General features: G+C 67.5%; 20 protein-coding genes. 15 read left to right on the plus strand and 5 right to left on the minus strand.

Features of this window, described 5'->3' with window-relative positions; all coding sequences use genetic code 11:
- Positions 1-26: 26 nt before the first annotated feature.
- Genes ACQFZP_RS11070 through ACQFZP_RS11085 form a run of 4 tightly spaced genes read right to left on the minus strand, consistent with a single transcriptional unit; the run spans position 27 to position 2,578 of the window.
- On the minus strand, positions 27-911 hold the full coding sequence (locus tag ACQFZP_RS11070) for a PTS system mannose/fructose/sorbose family transporter subunit IID (protein WP_179555571.1): 885 nt from the start codon (positions 909-911) through the stop codon (positions 27-29).
- A complete protein-coding gene (locus ACQFZP_RS11075) occupies positions 901-1,683 on the minus strand; it encodes a PTS mannose/fructose/sorbose/N-acetylgalactosamine transporter subunit IIC (RefSeq protein WP_104313297.1) in 783 nt (260 codons plus the stop codon). Before ACQFZP_RS11075 ends, ACQFZP_RS11070 begins: the two co-directional genes overlap by 11 nt.
- A complete protein-coding gene (locus tag ACQFZP_RS11080; protein ID WP_104313295.1) occupies positions 1,680-2,162 on the minus strand; it encodes a PTS sugar transporter subunit IIB in 483 nt (160 codons plus the stop codon). The genes ACQFZP_RS11075 and ACQFZP_RS11080 overlap by 4 nt, the downstream gene beginning before the upstream one ends.
- Positions 2,162-2,578: a PTS sugar transporter subunit IIA gene (locus ACQFZP_RS11085; RefSeq protein ID WP_104313293.1), complete on the minus strand. Its 417-nt coding sequence runs from the start codon at positions 2,576-2,578 to the stop codon at positions 2,162-2,164. Before ACQFZP_RS11085 ends, ACQFZP_RS11080 begins: the two co-directional genes overlap by 1 nt.
- Before the next feature lie 140 nt (positions 2,579-2,718).
- On the opposite strand from ACQFZP_RS11085, the gene ACQFZP_RS11090 reads away from it, so the two are divergent.
- Positions 2,719-3,507 (plus strand): GntR family transcriptional regulator, encoded by a 789-nt coding sequence (locus ACQFZP_RS11090; protein WP_179555573.1) that lies wholly within the window; start codon positions 2,719-2,721, stop codon positions 3,505-3,507.
- A 112-nt stretch (positions 3,508-3,619) separates the two neighbouring features.
- Positions 3,620-4,348 (plus strand): DUF554 domain-containing protein, encoded by a 729-nt coding sequence (locus ACQFZP_RS11095; protein ID WP_211891334.1) that lies wholly within the window; start codon positions 3,620-3,622, stop codon positions 4,346-4,348.
- Here ACQFZP_RS11095 and ACQFZP_RS11100 read toward each other — a convergent pair.
- On the minus strand, positions 4,345-5,748 hold the full coding sequence (locus ACQFZP_RS11100; protein ID WP_211891335.1) for a carboxylesterase family protein: 1,404 nt from the start codon (positions 5,746-5,748) through the stop codon (positions 4,345-4,347). The genes ACQFZP_RS11095 and ACQFZP_RS11100 overlap by 4 nt on opposite strands.
- Before the next feature lie 195 nt (positions 5,749-5,943).
- On the opposite strand from ACQFZP_RS11100, the gene rpmB reads away from it, so the two are divergent.
- The 13 genes from rpmB to rbsK all read left to right on the plus strand — a co-directional run bounded on the left by rpmB (position 5,944) and on the right by rbsK (position 17,081).
- Complete coding sequence (gene rpmB, locus ACQFZP_RS11105; protein ID WP_068483927.1) at positions 5,944-6,180, plus strand: 50S ribosomal protein L28; 237 nt, start codon at positions 5,944-5,946, stop codon at positions 6,178-6,180.
- A complete protein-coding gene (gene rpmG, locus ACQFZP_RS11110; RefSeq protein ID WP_068483925.1) occupies positions 6,180-6,350 on the plus strand; it encodes a 50S ribosomal protein L33 in 171 nt (56 codons plus the stop codon). Before rpmB ends, rpmG begins: the two co-directional genes overlap by 1 nt.
- A gap of 2 nt (positions 6,351-6,352) precedes the next feature.
- The gene (gene rpsN / locus ACQFZP_RS11115; protein ID WP_104313288.1) at positions 6,353-6,658 is read left to right on the plus strand and encodes a 30S ribosomal protein S14; all 306 of its coding nucleotides are present in this window, start codon (positions 6,353-6,355) and stop codon (positions 6,656-6,658) included.
- A gap of 154 nt (positions 6,659-6,812) precedes the next feature.
- Positions 6,813-7,436 (plus strand): DUF2975 domain-containing protein, encoded by a 624-nt coding sequence (locus ACQFZP_RS11120; protein ID WP_104313286.1) that lies wholly within the window; start codon positions 6,813-6,815, stop codon positions 7,434-7,436.
- Positions 7,436-7,672, plus strand: coding sequence for a helix-turn-helix domain-containing protein (locus tag ACQFZP_RS11125; RefSeq protein ID WP_104254297.1), 237 nt, complete (start codon positions 7,436-7,438; stop codon positions 7,670-7,672). Before ACQFZP_RS11120 ends, ACQFZP_RS11125 begins: the two co-directional genes overlap by 1 nt.
- A 61-nt stretch (positions 7,673-7,733) precedes the next feature.
- Positions 7,734-9,452: an AMP-binding protein gene (locus ACQFZP_RS11130; RefSeq protein WP_211891336.1), complete on the plus strand. Its 1,719-nt coding sequence runs from the start codon at positions 7,734-7,736 to the stop codon at positions 9,450-9,452.
- A 268-nt stretch (positions 9,453-9,720) separates the two neighbouring features.
- A complete protein-coding gene (locus ACQFZP_RS11135) occupies positions 9,721-10,008 on the plus strand; it encodes an HU family DNA-binding protein (RefSeq protein WP_068483913.1) in 288 nt (95 codons plus the stop codon).
- Between the two features lie 129 nt (positions 10,009-10,137).
- Entirely contained in the window at positions 10,138-12,312 is a 2,175-nt protein-coding gene (locus ACQFZP_RS11140; protein ID WP_249312296.1) for a cytochrome c oxidase assembly protein, read from the plus strand.
- The gene (locus ACQFZP_RS11145) at positions 12,309-13,598 is read left to right on the plus strand and encodes an ATP-dependent DNA helicase (RefSeq protein WP_104313281.1); all 1,290 of its coding nucleotides are present in this window, start codon (positions 12,309-12,311) and stop codon (positions 13,596-13,598) included. The genes ACQFZP_RS11140 and ACQFZP_RS11145 overlap by 4 nt, the downstream gene beginning before the upstream one ends.
- 165 nt (positions 13,599-13,763) lie before the next feature.
- A complete protein-coding gene (locus tag ACQFZP_RS11150; protein ID WP_068483909.1) occupies positions 13,764-14,321 on the plus strand; it encodes a YceI family protein in 558 nt (185 codons plus the stop codon).
- Between the two features lie 218 nt (positions 14,322-14,539).
- Positions 14,540-15,634: a VanZ family protein gene (locus tag ACQFZP_RS11155; protein WP_211891337.1), complete on the plus strand. Its 1,095-nt coding sequence runs from the start codon at positions 14,540-14,542 to the stop codon at positions 15,632-15,634.
- Between the two features lie 110 nt (positions 15,635-15,744).
- Positions 15,745-16,155 carry a DUF6157 family protein gene (locus tag ACQFZP_RS11160; RefSeq protein ID WP_179555577.1) on the plus strand — a complete coding sequence of 137 codons (411 nt, stop codon included), beginning with the start codon at positions 15,745-15,747 and terminating at the stop codon, positions 16,153-16,155.
- A complete protein-coding gene (gene rbsK, locus ACQFZP_RS11165; protein ID WP_211891338.1) occupies positions 16,152-17,081 on the plus strand; it encodes a ribokinase in 930 nt (309 codons plus the stop codon). The genes ACQFZP_RS11160 and rbsK overlap by 4 nt, the downstream gene beginning before the upstream one ends.
- Positions 17,082-17,230 lie beyond the last annotated feature (149 nt).

Consider the following 17,230-nt stretch of genomic DNA (forward strand, 5'->3'; position numbering starts at 1 on the left):
TCGTGGGTCGATCAGTCAGTGGGTGGTCACGGTGCGGTGCCGAGCACGCCGGTCAGCGCGCCGAGGAGCCCGACGGCGAAGATGGCGAGCAGGACCCAGGTCGTCTTCCATCCCTTGCCGAGAAGCCAGTACACGAGCCAGAAGGCGCCAAGACCGAGGATGCCCGGCATGATGCCGTCGAGCACGTCCGTCTGGATGGAGCTGACTCCCTCGCCGACCTCGAACTGCAGCGGTACGTACACGGAGACCATGGAGGCCGTGAGCCCGCCGATGACCATGAGACCCACGATGCCGGCCCCGTAGGTGAGGCTCGACATGGCGTCGCTGCCGGAGATGCGCTGCAGCAGCTTGGTGCCGAACTTGTATCCGGATCGCAGGTACAGGTAGGACAGCAGTTGCACGGGCAGGTTGAAGCCGAGGAGGAAGATGATCGGCCCGAGGATGTTCCCCGCCATCGCCAGCGACACCCCTATGCCGGTGACGAGGAGCCGGATGGTGCCCCAGTAGAGCGAGTCGCCGATGCCCGCGAGAGGACCCATGAGGGCGGCCTTGACGCTGTTCGCGGTGGATGGTGCGAGGCTCGGGTCCTGACTGAGCTGCTCCTCGACGGCGGTGGAGACGCCGACGATCGCACCGGCGACGTATGGGGTGGTGTTGAAGAACTCAAGGTGCTTCTTGAGCGCCGCGGCCTGGTCTGACTCCTTCTCGTAGAGCGCCCGGACGGCGGGGATCATGGAGTAGGCGAACCCGAGGCCCTGCTGGCGCTCGTAGTTGAATGACGCCTCGATGCTCAGAGCCCTCAGGTACATGCGGTTCAGGACCGCGGTGGTGATCCTGCCGGTCTGCGTCGTCGGTGCTTCAGGGCTGACCTCGTCGAGGTGCGTGCCTGGTGCTGTCGTGTCAGAAGTCATCGTCTGCTGCTCCGTTCATGGCGAGTGCTGGCTGCTGCGCGCTGGTGCGGCGGCGTTCTGCGTCCACGAGGACCCATGCGATCATGGCCGCGCCGGCGGCGAGGCCGACGATCGGGATACCTCCGTACGTGACGAGCAGGAAGCCGATGAAGAAGAAGGGCATGACCCTCTTGTTGATGAGCATCCGGCCGAGGAGCGCGAAGCCGAGGGCGGGGAGGATGCCCGTCGCCACCTGCAGTCCGACCGTCACTGGTTCTGGGATGGCGGCGACGAGCGCACCGATGGCGTCGCTGCCCACTGCGTAGGAGACGCCGACCACGCAGGCGAGCCAGAAGATCCAGAGGAACCCGGAGAGGATGTGCATGGCGCTGACGCCGCGGATCGAGCCTCGCTCGACGTAGGTGTCCGCTCGGTGGAGCAGCGCGGGGGCCACGAAGACGAAGTGGAGGTTCTTCACGATGAGACCGAGAGCGGCGATCGGAAAGGCGAGCACGAGCGCCGTCTCCGGTCCGGCTCCGGCGTTGATCGCGAGAGCTGTCGCCAGCATGCCGCCGGTGAGGATCTCAGGCGGCATAGCGCCGCCGACGGTGAAGAGGCCGATGAACGCGAGTTCGAGGGTCGCTCCGATGGCCATCCCGGTGACGGGGTCGCCGAGGATGAACCCCACGACGGTTCCGGTGACGATGGGGCGGATGGCGAGGTTGCGGCCGAGGAAGAGGTCGATGAGCCCGAGCGCCAGCGCGGCGATGAAGAGCGTGAGCGCGGTCATCATGCGGGTGCGCTCCCACTGCCGCTGAGCGGAACCTTCCGGTCTGTGGCGACGGCGCGCGCTTCGACCTCGACGCCGCGGGAGGCCAGCCTGATCAGGCTGGCGGTCTCGTCTTCGGTCAGATTGACGGTGTTGGTGAGGGGAGTGGTCCCCTCGAGTCGCTTCGTGCCGCCGAGGTTGATGTGCTGCACGGTCGGGCAGCCGTCGGCGAGGCGGATGGCGTCTGCGACGTTGTCGGTCAGGATCAGCAGGCGGTAGCTGTCCGTCTTGCCTGAGTTGATCGCCTCGATCGAGTCGGCGACCGTCTTGATGACGAGCTTCACGTCGGCGGGCTTCGCGAGCTTCAGCGTGCTCTTGCGCAACTCGTCGGAGGGGACGTCGTCGTTGGCGATGAGGATGGCGGTCGGGTCCAGGGTGCGCACCCACGACATGACCACTTGGCCGTGGATGAGCCGGTGGTCGACTCGGAGCAGTTGAATCATCAGAAGTCGTCTTCCTGGTCGGTGTGGGGGTGGGGCAGGACGCTCACGGTGGCGCGGATGCGGTCGATCAGCGCCGGGTCTATGGAGGCGCTTGTGGTGATGGACTGCGTCGTGAGCAACTCGAGCACGAGTGAGAGCGTCATGCCGGTGATCTGGTGCACCCGGGGGTCCTGCTGGTACTCGAGGAGCGTGTTGCTGACACTGCCGCCGACGAGGTCGCTGACGAGGATGAGCGTGCCGGTGCTGCCCACCTCGCTGAGGAGGGCCTCGACGTGGCGTCGGACGGCGTCCACGTCACCGCTGTATGGCGGGAACGCGCGGAGGTCGTCTCGCTCCCCGAGGATGAGCGATGCGGCGCTTCGCATGCCTGCGGCGATGTCGCCGTGGCCGGCGAGGGCTACGAGCTGTTTCGTCATGCATTGGTCCTTTCCGTATGCATGATTGGTCTTTCTTGGTCGGTCAAACTGCCTCGGAGTTTAGGCAGGAGCGGACTCGTCACGGAATGGCTTGACACAGTTCGTGCCAATTGGATTGCTTTGGTCTGTAGTGTGCTCGTATGGAGCACATCGAGCGTGCAGAACAGCTAGGGCCCCCGGCGGGGTCGTCCACGTCCCTGCTCACGCAGACCGTCGCGGGGCGTCTCCTGGAGTACATCCGGTCGCAGGAGGTAGGACCCTCTGGGCGGTTGCCTCCGGAGCGGGTGCTCAGCGAGCACTTCGAGGTGAGCCGGTCGACGCTTCGCAAAGCCCTGAATCTGCTCGCAGTGCAGGGCGATGTCGCACCCGCCCCGCAGTCGGGCTGGTTCATCACGAACGTGCCGTACGGTCCGCCCCCGCGTCAGCTGCTCAGCTTCACGGAGATGGCCAGGCGCCGCGGCCTCGCGGTGCAGACCCAGGTCACGCATCAGCTGACGCGCTTCGCGAGCCACGAAGAGCGTCAGCGCCTGCAGCCGCGCGATTCCGACCGTGTCTTGGAGCTCGAGCGGATTCGTCTCCTCGAGGGGGAGCCGATCTGCGTGGAACGATCGGTCATAGCGCTGTGGCTGACACCCGGGCTCGATGGCGAGTCCTTCGTCGATCGCTCTCTCTACGAGCTGATGAGCAGCCATGGTGCGACACCGTCACGGAGCGACTTCATCGTCTCGGCCGCGCTCGCGGGGAGCATCTCTTCTGCGCTCGGCATCGACGCCAGCGATCCGGTTCTCGTCGGCGAGGAGCTGAGCTACAACCAGCATGGAGCGCCGTTGCATCTGAGCACTTCGAACTACCGGGCCAGCGCATACCGGTTCCAGGCGACGCTGACGGCTGCGAGGGGCGGCTCCCGGGGGATGCATCTGCCAGTCTGATCTGCACGTAGTGGGGCGCGCCGACCTGACCTTGTGCAGTCGGCTCTTGCGGTTCAGGCCGCTCAAGACTTCTCGCGTCCGCGCCGTTCGAGGCCTGCACCATAATCGGACGGTGATCATCGGGTCAGGGACGCTAGTGAACGTCGCGCTCATCCTCGTCGGCGGCGTGCTCGGCATCCTCCTGGGCGACCGCCTGAAGGAGCGCACGAAGACGACGGTGACCGCGGTGCTCGGCCTGTTCGTCATCGTGCTCGGCGGCATGAGCGTCGCCGACATGGGGTCTGCAGCGCTCGCGGATGCGGCCGGCCCGTTCGCGATGATCATCATCCTGCTGTCGCTTGTGTTCGGCGCTCTGCTCGGGTCGTGGTTGCGCATCGAGGATCGCCTCGAGGGGCTGGCGGTCTGGGTGCGCGGTCGACTGAAGTCCGAATCCGATGGCGACGGCCGCTTCGTCGACGGCATGGTGACCGCCACGCTCCTCTTCTGCGTCGGCCCGCTTGCCATCCTCGGCCCCATCTCCGACGGCCTGGGGCTCGGCGCCGACCAGCTCTACGTCAAGGCGGTGCTCGACGGATTTGCCGCGATGGCCTTCGCCTCGACCTTCGGCAAGGGGGTGCTGTTCGCCGCGGTCCCGGTCGGGATCATCCAGGGCGCCTTCACACTCGTCGGATTCCTGGCGGGCGATGTCTTCAGCGATGCCCAGATCGACGGGCTCTCGGCCGTCGGCGGGCTCATCCTGATCGCTCTCGGGGTGCGACTCGTCCCGCTCAGGGCCATCCCGGTCGGCGACCTGCTGCCGGCGCTCATCATCGCGCCGGTGGCACTCGCCTTCTTGGGCTAGTCACCCGCGCTGCCGCGAGCTGTCCCAGATGGTCGCGATGACGTCGGTCTCGACAACCCTTCACGGCGACGGAAGCTCGCGGCGCCCGGGATGCTGTCGGCCTCGGCGGGCAGGGTGCCGCGCGCGAAGTCGCCCCAGACGCCACGCATCCGCCTGCCAACACGGTTGATCTCAGTCCAGCTGGCGCCTCGCACGAGCGGGGCACGACTCCATGTCCGCTCGCCGCCGAAGAGCAGCGGCAGGTCGATCATGTGGCACGCGCCCCACACGTTGTGCGGCGCCTTCCAGCTGACGACGTAGGTGGATGCGCGCCCTCCGGCCCGCACGTGCCGCCTCGCGAACCGGGCCGCGTCGCGCCGGTAGACGAGCCAGGTGAGCGCGCTCACGACCGCCCTCGTCAACGGCCTCCCGACGACCGGCAGCTCGCTGAGCCGCTTGGTCGCGGGGATGCGCGGCACGAACAGCAGCGCTTCCTCCGACGTGTACCCGATGAGCAGATCGATCGCGGGGGCGTTCGCATCGCGACCCGCGAGCACGCCTGCAGTGTCCGGCAGCGGATCCGAGCCGTGCTGCGGACTGAATGACATCGCACCCTGCAGGCCGTACTCGGCGGATGCGCGCAGCGCTGCGGCCTGCGCGCGCACCACCGCCGCCACGGGGCTCTCGGCAGTGAGTTCGGCGGTCGCCTCGAGCATCCTGCCATGCATCTCCTCGCGGCCACCCTCGACGTTGAGCGGTGCGCTCTGGATGATCGCCCGCCGGAACAGACTCGGAGCCTCCGGCAGTGCCATCAGCTGCGCGATCGCGTGCGCGCCAGCGGACTGCCCATACGCCGTGACCTGACCGGGGTCGCCGCCGAACGCCGCGATATTGCGTTGCACCCAGCGGAACGCCTCGACGATGTCGAGCAGCCCCAGGTTGGCGGGGCGCGCATCCGAGCCACCCAGGAACCCGAACAGGCCGAGCCGGAACGTCACGTTCACAGCGACCACGCGCTGCTCCGCGACCAGAGGAGCGGGGTCCATGACCGCGGCGTCTCCGGCGGCCGAGACGTACGAGCCGCCGTGGATCCACACCATCACCGGCAGCTGCTCTCCGGGCGCGAGGTCGCCGGGCAGCGTGATCGAGAGCCGCTGGCAGTCCTCGTCCACGCCGAGCTCGCCGATGCCGCCGCCGAGCACCTCCTCGAGCACGGGCATGGGGGCCTGCGGGCAGGCCGGCGACCAGCTCGTCGCCATGAAGACCTCGGTGCGGTCGGCTGCTGGTCGTGGGGCCTCGAACCTGCGTGCCGCGGCGTACCGGATGCCCGTGGCTCGCACCAGCGGCACCTCGCCGGTCCACTCCTCGGTCCATCCCGTGACAGGACCGCAGGGAGGGGAGAAGCTGGGGGAAGAGGCCATGCTCGAGTCTTGCATCCGATCCCGCGCCTTCTTGCGGCCCAAGCTTGCGCTTCGCCGGGCGTGTCGCCTAAGCTCGACCCTTGGTGCGTCTGGGTTCCCCTCGGGCGCGACCGTGTTGGTGTGCAACCGCCACTGACGCAGACAAGAGATCTTGGGCGGGGCCTTCTGGTTCCCGCGGTATCTACGGAGGAAACAATGGCAGCAGTGTGCCAGGTGACCGGGGCGGTTCCCGGATTCGGTCACAACATCTCGCACTCGCACCGACGGACCAACCGTCGGTTCGACCCGAACATCCAGAAGAAGAAGTACTTCGTGCCTTCCATGAAGCGCACGATCACGCTGACGCTTTCGGCTAAGGGCATCAAGGTCATCGACGCACGCGGCATCGAGTCCGTCGTCGCTGAGCTTCGTGCGAAGGGAGTCAAGTTCTAATGGCGAAGAAGAGCCAGGACGTACGTCCGATCATCAAGCTCCGCTCCACCGCTGGAACGGGCTACACCTACGTGACGAAGAAGAACCGTCGCAACACGCCTGACCGCCTCGTGCTGAAGAAGTACGACCCGGTCATCCGCAAGCACGTCGAATTCCGAGAGGAGCGCTAAACATGGCCAAGAAGAGCAAGATCGCCAAGAACGAGCAGCGCAAGGTCATCGTCGAGCGCTACGCGGAACGCCGCGCAGAGCTGAAGAAGGCTCTTGTTGACCCGAACGGCACCGACGAGTCGCGCGAGGCAGCACGCCTCGGCCTGCAGAAGCTTCCCCGCAACGCTTCGCCGGTCCGCGTTCGCAACCGCGACAGCATCGACGGACGCCCCCGCGGCCACGTCTCGAAGTTCGGCATCTCGCGTGTCCGCTTCCGCGACATGGCTCACCGCGGTGAGCTTCCAGGAATCACGAAGTCGAGCTGGTAACCACCAGCCCGCCAGCAATGGCGTAGTGCTTCCCCGAAACCCCCGAGCGTCTCCGCTCGGGGGTTTCGTGCGTTCCGGGATGCGAGCCAGGGGTTGCGCATCCAGCCATATCGTTTATCGTTATGCATATCGAGAAACGATATGGAGGAAGATCATGAACGCACGACAGAACCCGGCAGGCACCGACCGCGAAGCGAAGGAGCTCGGCTACCTCTGGCCGCTCGGCATCGCTGCCGCCGGCCTCGTCATCCTGAAGCCCCTCGAGAACGTCATCGGGTACTTCGTCGACGGCAGCGTGCGCGTCAACGCGTCGTTCGAAGGGGCATCCGTCTCGCTGCCCACCCCCGTCGGGGCTGATGTGCCCCTCGACGGTGCCTCGACGATCCTCGTCGCCGGGGATCTCCTCCCGACAGGTGCGCTTGTTCTGCTCCTCATCGGACAGATCATCGGCGCCGTCCTGAGCCTCGCCGCAGTGTGGATGCTCCTGCTCTTCGCCAGGAACCTCGCGAAGGGCGACTTCTTCGGACGCAAGAGCATCCGCCTCCTCGACTGGTCGTCTGGGCTGGTCGTCGCTGCACTCGCGGCGCCAGGGTTCTTCGAGCTGCTCGGCACGAACTGGGCGATCGCGAAGCTCGGGTGGAGCGGGTCCGACGCGCCTGAGCCGACCATCCTCGACCAGACGTGGACGTTCCTCCTCATCCTGGTGATCTTGCTCGTCGTGAACCTCATCATGCGTCGCGGCGCGCGCCTCGAGCAGGACCAGGAAGGCCTCGTCTGATGGTGCCGGAGCCCCTCGAGGAGCCCCACTACATCGTGTGCCATCTGGGCGAGATCATGGCGAGGCGGGGCATCACGCTCGTCGACCTGTCGGAGCGGGTGGGCATCAGCGTCGTCAACCTGTCGGTTCTCAAGAACAACCGCGCCAAGGCGGTCCGCTTCGAGACGCTCGCGAGGCTCTGCGCCGTGCTCGAATGCAAGCCGGGCGAGCTCCTCGACTACCTGCCGCCGCGCTGATCTGCGCGCGCGCATCCGGATCGGCGGCGCAATGTCGGTGGCGTGCGTGAGAATGGCACGCATGTCAGATGTTCGAGGTGCCTCCGCCTTCCGCAGCGCACGTGACCAGCTGCTCGCCCTCCGCACGGATGCGGAGCGAGCGAGCCGTGAGTTCGAGTGGCCAGACGTGGGCGACACCTTCAACTGGGCGCTCGACTGGTTCGACGAGATCGCCGAGGGCAACGACCGCACAGCGCTGTGGATCGTGGAAGCCGACGGCAGCGAGGCGAAGTACAGCTTCGACGACCTCCGTCGCCGCTCCAACCGGGTCGCGAACTGGCTCGAAGCCCAGGGCATCGGCCGCGGCGACGTCGTCATGCTCATGCTCGGCAACCGTCGGGAGCTGTGGGAGGCGATGCTCGGCGCGTTGAAGCTCGGCGCCGTGATCCTGCCCACCTCGGTTGTGCTCGGCCCGCACGACCTCGACGACCGAGTCGAGCGAGCCAGGGTGCGGCTCGTCATCGCCGAGGAGGCCGACGCGGCCAAGTTCGACAACGTGCTCGGCAGCTACCGCATCGTGCAGGTGGGTGCCGGTCTCGACGGCGCAGCTCGCGACTCGTGGCTCGACTTCAACAACATCTACGACGCCTCGGATGCGCCGGTCGTGAAGCAGACGGCGAGCGACGACGCCGCGCTCATCTACTTCACCTCCGGCACCACGAGCCACCCGAAGATCGTCGTTCACTCGCACCGCTCGTACCCGGTCGGGCATCTCTCGACGATGTACTGGATCGGCGTCGAGCCGGGCGGCGTGCATCTCGCCATCAGCGCGGCCGGCTGGGGCAAGCATGCCTGGAGCAGCTTCTTCGCGCCCTGGAACGCGGAGGCCACCGTGTTCGTCGTCAACTACGAGCGGTTCGATGCGGGGCTGCTGCTTGAGCAGCTCGACAGGGCGGGTGCGACCTCGTTCTGCGCGCCGCCGACGGTGTGGCGCATCCTGGTGCAGCACGGCAGGACCGAGAAGCCCCGGGCGATGAGGGAACTGCTCTCCGCCGGCGAACCCCTCAACCCCGAGGTCATCGCGCGCATCCACGACTGGTGGGGCCTCGAGATCCGCGACGGCTACGGGCAGACCGAGACCACCGCCCTCATCGCGAACGCGCCCGGGTCCGTCATCAAGCCCGGCGCGATGGGGCATCCGCTGCCCGGCATGAACGTGGTGCTGCTCGACCCCCTCACCGGGGTGGCTGGCGACGAGGGCGAGATCTGCCTCGACATGCGCGGCGAGCGCCCCGTGAACCTCATGACCGAGTACCTCGGCTCGCCCGCGGCGACCGACAATGCGGTGCGCGACGGCTACTTCCACACGGGCGACGTCGCGACTCGCGACGAGAACGGATGCATCACCTTCGTCGGGCGCACCGACGACGTCTTCAAGTCCTCCGACTTCAAGGTCTCGCCGTTCGAGGTCGAGAGCCTCCTGCTCGAGCACGACGCCGTCGCCGAGGCGGGGGTCGTCGGGGCGCCGGACGCGACGAAGCTCAACATCACGAAGGCCTACGTGACCCTCGCAGCGGGGTGGGAGGCGAACCGGCAGACGGCCCTCGAGGTGCTCAGGCACGCACGGTCGGTCATGCCGCCGTACATGAGGGTCCGACGACTCGAGTTCTTCGAGCTGCCGAAGACCGCATCCGGCAAGATCCGCCGTGTCGAGCTTCGCAACCGGGAGATCGAGGCGGAAGGCAACCGGCTCGAGCATGAGTGGCGCGATGATGACTTCCCGGAGATCAAGCGACGCTGATCCGGATCCAGATCCGGGTCGCACGTCGTGCGGCCCTGCCTGCGGTTCTGGGGATTTTGGCGTCGATCCGGGCATCGATCCGGTCCAGAGGGGTCGTGAACCGGTGAATTCGGTGGCAAGACACGGCGTGTCAGGCGAATCTGCATGCCACGGGCCTTCGCTTTGGTAGGTTGACGAAGGTCCTGCCGCGGAATCCCGCGGAACTGCAGGACTTCTGAACCCAACATGCTGCACTCGCAAGGGCGGGGCCGCGTCCTAAGGAGGACATATGGCAGACAAGACTGTGAACAAGACCGAACTCGTTGCCGCGATCGCGACTGAGACCGGCCAGAGCCAGGCTGTTGTTGGAAGCGTCCTCGACGCACTCTTCAGCGAGCTCGCCTCGAACGTTGCCAAGGGCACCAAGGTCACGATCCCGGGCTGGCTCTCCGTTGAGCAGACCGCTCGTGCCGCGCGCACCGGCCGCAACCCTCAGACGGGTGAAGCCATCCAGATCGCCGCGTCCAAGGGCGTCAAGATCTCGGCTGGCTCGAAGCTCAAGGCTGCAGCCAAGTAGCGTTCGCGCCTGAATGCACGCGGGGTCGCTTCCACTCGGAAGCGGCCCCGCGTTCGTGTGTGCGGCTCACACCGCATCCGCCTGTGGATGAAGAGCCCGTCCGGCGGCGACGATCTACACTTGATGATCATGCCTACGCCCCTCGTCCCCGGTTCCAGAGACGAGAAGACGGCGGCAGCCGCGGATAAGACCGCCAGCAAGGCTGAGCGCAACCGCGCGAATGCGGACTCCTGGTCGCTCCACACGAAGCGGATGGTTGTCCTCGGCCCCGCGCTCTTCCTCCTCGCCGCCCTCGTCGCGGTCGTCTGGGGCCTCGCGTACGGCGGCGGAGCGAAGGCCCTCATTGTCTCCGACCCGGGCCCCGTCGTCATGTGGGGCGTGCCGATCGCGCGCCTTGCCCTGAACCTGTCCGCGTCCGTCACGATCGGCGCGCTGGTGCTCGCCGCGTGGGCGGCGAGCCGAAAGCAGCCCGAGTTCGAGCGGGCGATGACCATCGCGTCGTCTGGTGCCGCCGCCTGGGTGGTCTCCACGTTCGCCGCGGCGTTCCTCACGTACCTCCAGATCTCCAACGCGGCGTTCTCGTTCGACGCGGCCTTCGGCCAGGGCCTCCTGTTCTTCTTCACCTCGCTGGAACTCGGCCAGGCCTGGGTGCTTGCGGTCGGCATGGTTCTCGTGCTGTCGATCGTCGTGTTCGCGAGTCGCAGCGCCTGGATGGTCGGCCTCTCCGCGGCGTTCTCGTTCTTCTGCCTGTGGCCGCTCGGAGCGCAGGGCCACGCCGCGGGCGCAGCGAACCACGAGACCGTCGTCGGCGGCATCACCCTGCACTACATGGGTGCGGCGCTCTGGCTCGGCGGGCTGCTCGTCGTGGCGATCCTCGCTCCGCGCCTGCCCGACGTCCGTCGCGTGGCGGTGCTCGAGCGCTACTCGACACTCGCGCTCATCGCCTTCATCGTGGTCGCCGCGTCCGGGGTCGTCGCGAGCGTCGCGAACATCGGCTCATTCGCCGAGCTCGTCACGCCCTACGGCGTCATCGTCATGGTGAAGGCGGTTGTGCTGATCGCGCTCGGCTTCATCGGCTGGGCGCAGCGACGGGGACTCATCAACCGGATGCGCGCCGCGGTCGAACAGGGCGCCTCCACTCGCAAACCGCTCGTGTGGCTCGTCTCGCTCGAGCTCGCGTTCATGGGTATCGCATCCGGTGCGGCGGCAGCTCTGGGCCGCACGCCGTCGCCCGTCACCGAGGTCACGGCCGACCAGCTCGCGTCGCCGACGCCCGCGCAGCTGCTGACGGGGGACCCGCTTCCGCCTGAGTTCGAGCCCTTCCGCCTGCTCACCGAGTGGCGCCTCGACCCCATGTGGACAACCCTGTGCCTCTTCGCGCTGTTCTTCTACATCGCTGGCGTGCTGCGCCTCCGCCGCCGCGGCGACGAGTGGCCGCTGGGGCGCACGATCTCGTTTGTCCTCGGCATCCTGATCCTGCTCTACCTCGTCAACGGCTCGCTCATCGTCTACGGCAAGTTCGTCTTCAGCTTCCACATGACGCAGCACATGTTCCTCACCATGCTGGTGCCGATCATGTTCGTGCTGTCAGCGCCCATGACGCTGCTGCTTCGCGCCGTGCACGCGCGACACGACGGCAGCATGGGAACCCGGGAATGGGCGCTGAAGTTCGTGCATTCGAAGTGGGCGAAGTTCTTCTCGCACCCCATCGTCTCCGCCGTCGTCTTCGCCGGCTCGCTCCTGGTCTTCTACTACACGCCGCTGTTCCGCTGGGCGGTGACCGACCACGTCGGGCACATGTGGATGATCGCCGACTTCCTCATCGTCGGCTACCTGTTCGCGAACGCCCTCATCGGCATCGACCCGATCGGCACCCGAGCTCCCTATCCGATGCGCCTCATCGCGCTGGTGCTCGTCATGACGTTCCACGCGTTCTTCGGCCTCAGCATCATGAGCGGAACGGGGCTGCTGCTCGCCGACTGGTACGGGGCGATGGGCAGGCCGTGGGGTGCGGATGCGATCACCGACCAGCAGATCGGCGGCGCCATCGCCTGGGGCGTCGGCGAGGTGCCGACGGTCATCCTCGCCATGCTGGTCGCGTTCTCGTGGTCTCGCTCCGACGATCGGGAAGCCAAGCGGCGCGACCGGAAGGCGGACCGGGACGGCGACGCCGAGCTCGAGGCGTACAACGCGCAGCTGAAGGTGATGGCCGACCGCACAGCGGCACTCGAGAAGCGCAAGCAGGACCGGCGCGAGCACGAGGCGCAGCTTGAGCGTGACGCAGAGCAGGGGGCGAAGCAGTGACGATCGTCCTCACCCCGGAGCAGCAGGGTGTGTTCGACGCCATCGAGCACACGCGCGACCACCTCTTCGTGACGGGTCGCGCCGGAACCGGCAAGTCGACGCTGCTCAACCACCTGGCGTGGCACACCTCGAAGCAGCTGGTCATCGCGGCGCCGACCGGAGTCGCGGCCCTCAACGTGGGCGGGCAGACCATCCACTCGCTCTTCAAGCTGCCGATCGGTGTCATCGGGGATGCGCCGATCGAGCAGAACGGCGACGTCCGCAAGCTGCTCAACAAGATCGACACGCTGGTCATCGACGAGGTGTCGATGGTGAGCGCCGACCTCATGGACGCCATCGACCGGTCGCTGCGGCAGGCGAGGCAGCGCAAGAACGAGGCGTTCGGCGGCGTGCAGCTCGTCATGTTCGGGGACCCGTTCCAGCTGGCACCCGTCCCGCCGTCCGACCCGGACGAGCGTGCGTACTTCCGCGACCACTACCGTTCGCTCTGGTTCTTCGACGCGAAGGTGTGGCAGGAGGCGGAGCTGCGCATCCACGCGCTGCGTGAGATCCATCGGCAGCACGAGGACGAGTTCAAGAACATCCTCACCGCCGTCAGGTACGGGCAGGTCACGGCCGACATGGCGAACCGTCTCAACACGGTCGGCGCCAGGCCCGCCCCGGCCGACGGCACCATCACGCTCGCGTCCCGCAACGCGCAGGTGTCGCGCATCAACGCGCAGAACCTCGAGCGCCTGCCCGGCGCGTCGATGACCGCCAACGCCGACATCTCCGGCGAGTTCGGCGGGCGCAACTTCCCCGCCGACGAGCGCCTCGACCTGAAGGTCGGCGCGCAGGTCATGTTCCTGCGCAACGACTCCGATGGGCGCTGGGTGAATGGCTCCATCGGCGAGGTCACGCGCATCGACAAGACCGTCTACGTCGAGATCGACGGTGACGAGCACGAGGTCGAACCGCTTGTGTGGGAGAAGCTGAAGTACTCGTACTCGCCGGATACGCGTGAGCTGTCGCGCGACGTCGTGGGGGAGTTCACACAGTTCCCGCTGCGCCTCGCGTGGGCGGTCACGATCCACAAGTCGCAGGGGAAGACCTACGACCGTGCGGTGGTCGACCTGGGTGCGAGGGCCTTCTCGCCCGGGCAGACCTACGTGGCGCTGTCGCGCATCCGCGCCCTCGATGGGCTGCACCTGTCGCGACCCCTGCAGCCGAACGACATCTTCGTCGACGACAACGTGCTGCGCTTCATGAAGTCGGTGAGCGCGGCCGCGAAGCAGCAGCAGGCCTAGCTGCTCGCCGCGTTCGGTGGGGTCGTCGACGAGTTCACCGAAGTTTCTCCTGTCGGTCGGAATACCGTCACATCTCCATGCGTTTGAATAACTTGTATCCGCAACAATGTGTTACGTTGTCCAGGACTTGACCGAGACAACACCCACGAGCCTTCAGGAGAAGACATGAGCATCAGCGCAGCAGACATCAACGGCTGGACCGCCGGCACCTGGAACATCGACCCCACCCACACGGAGGTCGGCTTCGTCGTCCGCCACCTCGCCATCAGCAAGGTCCGTGGCGGCTTCGAGACCTTCTCGGGCGTCATCACGACCGGCGAGACCATCGAGGAGTCCACGGTCAACGCCGAGGTCGAGGTCGCATCCGTCAACACGAAGCAGCCCGCACGCGACCAGCACCTCGCGACCTCCGACTTCTTCCTCGCCGAGGAGTTCCCGACCTTCACGTTCGCCTCCTCTGCCACGCGCGTCGAGGGCGACTCGGTCAAGGTCGACGGCGAGCTCACGCTGCGCGGCGTCACCAAGCCGGTCACGTTCGACGTCGAGTTCGGTGGCATCACGACCGACGGCTACGGCCAGAAGAAGCTTGGCTTCGAGGCGGTCACGAAGATCAACCGCAAGGACTTCGGCGTCAACTGGAACGCACCGACCGAGGCCGGCGGCCTCACGCTCGGTGACACGGTCACGATCAACCTCGACGTGCAGGCGACGCTCGCCCAGTAGTCGCAGAACCTGGTCGCTTCGGCGGCTGAGGCACGATCTCCCCCGATCGTGTCGCGCGTTCCCCCCGAACGCGCACGAGAAGGCCGGATGCCCAGCATCCGGCCTTCTTCGCGTCCCCACCACTGCCGGGCCGAGGGCCGTGTGCACCCAGCGGATGACCTGCGGTGCGCCTGTCGGGTGACGCGGTTGTCTCGCATCCCGAGCAGAATGAGCGAGCTATGAACATCGCCGTCTCCACCGTGGTGGCTCTCACCGCGGGGCTCCTCCTGAACTTCCTCGTCCTCGTGCCGCTCATCGTGGCCAGCTACCGTCGCAGCGGCGGATTCTCGCGGACCCGCTTCCTGGGGTGGGTGGCCGCCGGCTTCTTCTTCGTGGCGATCTGGGCGTACACGCTGTTCCCGCTGCCCGACGGGGCGTACACGTGCCGCTCTCCCATCTGGAACCCGCTCGATTCCGTGGCCGACGTCATCCGCCTGCAGGGCGAGAGCTCGTCACTGCTGACGAATCGCGCGTTCCTGCAGCTCGCGCTCAACGTCGTGCTGTTCGTGCCGCTCGGCTTCCTGGCCCGCGCGCTTCTCGGGCTCGGGATCCTCGCATCCACCGCGGTCGGCTTCGCCTTGTCGCTGCTCATCGAGGTGACGCAGCTCACCGGGGTGTTCGGTGCGTTCCCATGCGCGTATCGCTTCTTCGACACCGGCGACCTGGTCACGAACACGACGGGAGCACTGCTCGGCGCGATCGTCGGGCTGCTGGTCATGGGCCGTGCGCACCGTGGCGCCGCCGACCGCCTGCCCGGCGAGCTGATCGAGGTGCCCGTCGAGATGACGCTCGGCCGTCGTCTGTTCGCGATGGTCGCTGACCTCACGATGCTCGGACTCGTGCAGATCCTTGCAAGCCTGACCGCGCTGGTGCTGCAGGGCGTCTTCGGTGTCGACGTGAGCGCATCCTGGACACGGTCCCTGTCGCTGGTCGTCGCCTTCCTGCTGCAGGCGGTCTCGGTGTATGCGGGCGGGGTGACGCTCGGTGAGCGTGCCGTGCTGATCCGTGCGCGCGAGGCGGAGGCCGTCGGATTCATGGGCATCATTGCGCGACGAACGGCGCGTCTGCTGGCCGGCATCGGCGGATTCACGCTGCTCGCCCTCTGGGAGTTCGGCGGACTCCTGCAGTTCGTCCTCGGCGTCACCGCTCTGGTCTTCGCGTTCCGCAGTTCAGAGCACCGAGGGCTCGGGCAGTGGCTGGCAGGATCGCGGCCACGCGCGGTGGAGCGGGAGGAGCGCGAGGCGCGTGACGTCGTGCGATCGCGCCATCGGTGAGCGTGGCGCGGCCCCGCGCGGTACGACCGGTCACGCTCGTGTCACGCCTGCGTTGCCGCGCGCGATCCGCCTCCCTGGTCCCCGGCACCGCGGACCCGTAGGCTCTGCCCATGGGGACGACGAACTACACCAGCACGTTCATCCAGATCGCCGACGACTGCCCCGTCGACGAGGCTGAGGCGCCGCCGGAGTCGGCGAAGGGGCCGACGATCGCGAGCCTGCAGCACAAGCTCGTCAGCGAGCATCCGTACGAGTACACGTCGGATGATGTGCTGTTCGAGACCTACGCCGTCCGCAACGCGATCCCGGACGAAGAGCGCGAGGCGGCCCGCGCTGCGTTCTTCGCGAAGGACCAGGCGTGCCTGCGCGCTTCGCCGCTCGGGAAGCGCTGGGGCTGGGGAATTCACTCCGACGGGGAGGCGCGCATCGCGCTTGTTCCGCTCGGCACCGACGAGTACGAAGAGAAGGCGGGCGACGAGTCGCTCAAGCAGCTCAAGGCGATGCGCTCGAAGCGCGCATGAGCAGCTTGGAACGAGTCGGGGTGCTTGTCGTCGGGAGTGTCTCCGCCGACCTCACTGCCTTCTCGACGCGCGCGCCCGAGCCCGGCGAGACGCTGCGCGGCGAGAGCTTCAGCCTCGCCCTCGGCGGCAAGGGCGCGAACCAGGCTGTCGCGGCCGCCAGAGCGGGGGCACCCACTGCATTCATTGCGTGCGTCGGTGACGACACCTTCGGCGAGATGGTCCTGCGAGAGCTCCGGTCCGCCGGGGTTGCAGTCGACGGCGTGCGAACCGTGGCTGGCGAGACCGGGATCGCGCACATCCGCGTGGATGCGACCGGCGAGAACTCGATCGTCATCGTGCCGGGGGCCAACGATGCCCTCGACGAGTCCATGGTGCTGCAGGGCATCGGCGACGCCGCGGCGACGAGCTCGGTGCTGCTCACCCAGCTGGAGACGCCCGAGCGGCTGACCGAGAGCATCCTGCGCACGGCACGGGATGCAGGGATCACGACCATCCTGGACCCGGCGCCCGCCATCGCCCTCGACGAGAAGGTGTGGGCGTCGGTCGACATCGTCACACCGAACGAGACCGAGGCGCGCATGCTCACGGGCATCGTCGTCGACAGCGAGGCGAGCGCCGCGGAAGCCGGGCGCTGGTTCCTCGACCGCGGCGTCGGCGCTGTGCTCATCACGCGGGGTGGAGCCGGGACGACGCTCGTGACCAGGGACAACATTGAGACGTTCCCGGTGATCGAGGTCGAGGCAGTCGACACGACGGCGGCCGGTGACGCCTTCGCGGGCGCGCTCGGGGCGGCCCTCGCCAGCGGGCAGCCGCTCGAAGCCGCGATCCGGTACGGAGCGGCGGCCGGCGCCCTTGCCGTCTCGAAGCGCGGCGCCTCGCCGAGCATCCCGACCGCCGTCGAGATCGAGCAGCTCCTCGCGCGGTGACGCGGCCAACTCGCGTGATGAACTGGCGCTCGCAGCGTCGGTCGTCGCGCCGGGGCCTCGTTCAGCACGGAAGTTGGCCACCGGGCGGCACACGCAGCCTGGTTCGGAGTGGGGCGCGCCGGCCCGGCCGCCGAACATCCCGACCGCGC

Origin of the sequence: Pseudoclavibacter sp. Marseille-Q434 (genome assembly GCF_050315415.1) — a bacterium.
In the GTDB taxonomy this organism is placed as follows: domain Bacteria; phylum Actinomycetota; class Actinomycetes; order Actinomycetales; family Microbacteriaceae; genus Pseudoclavibacter.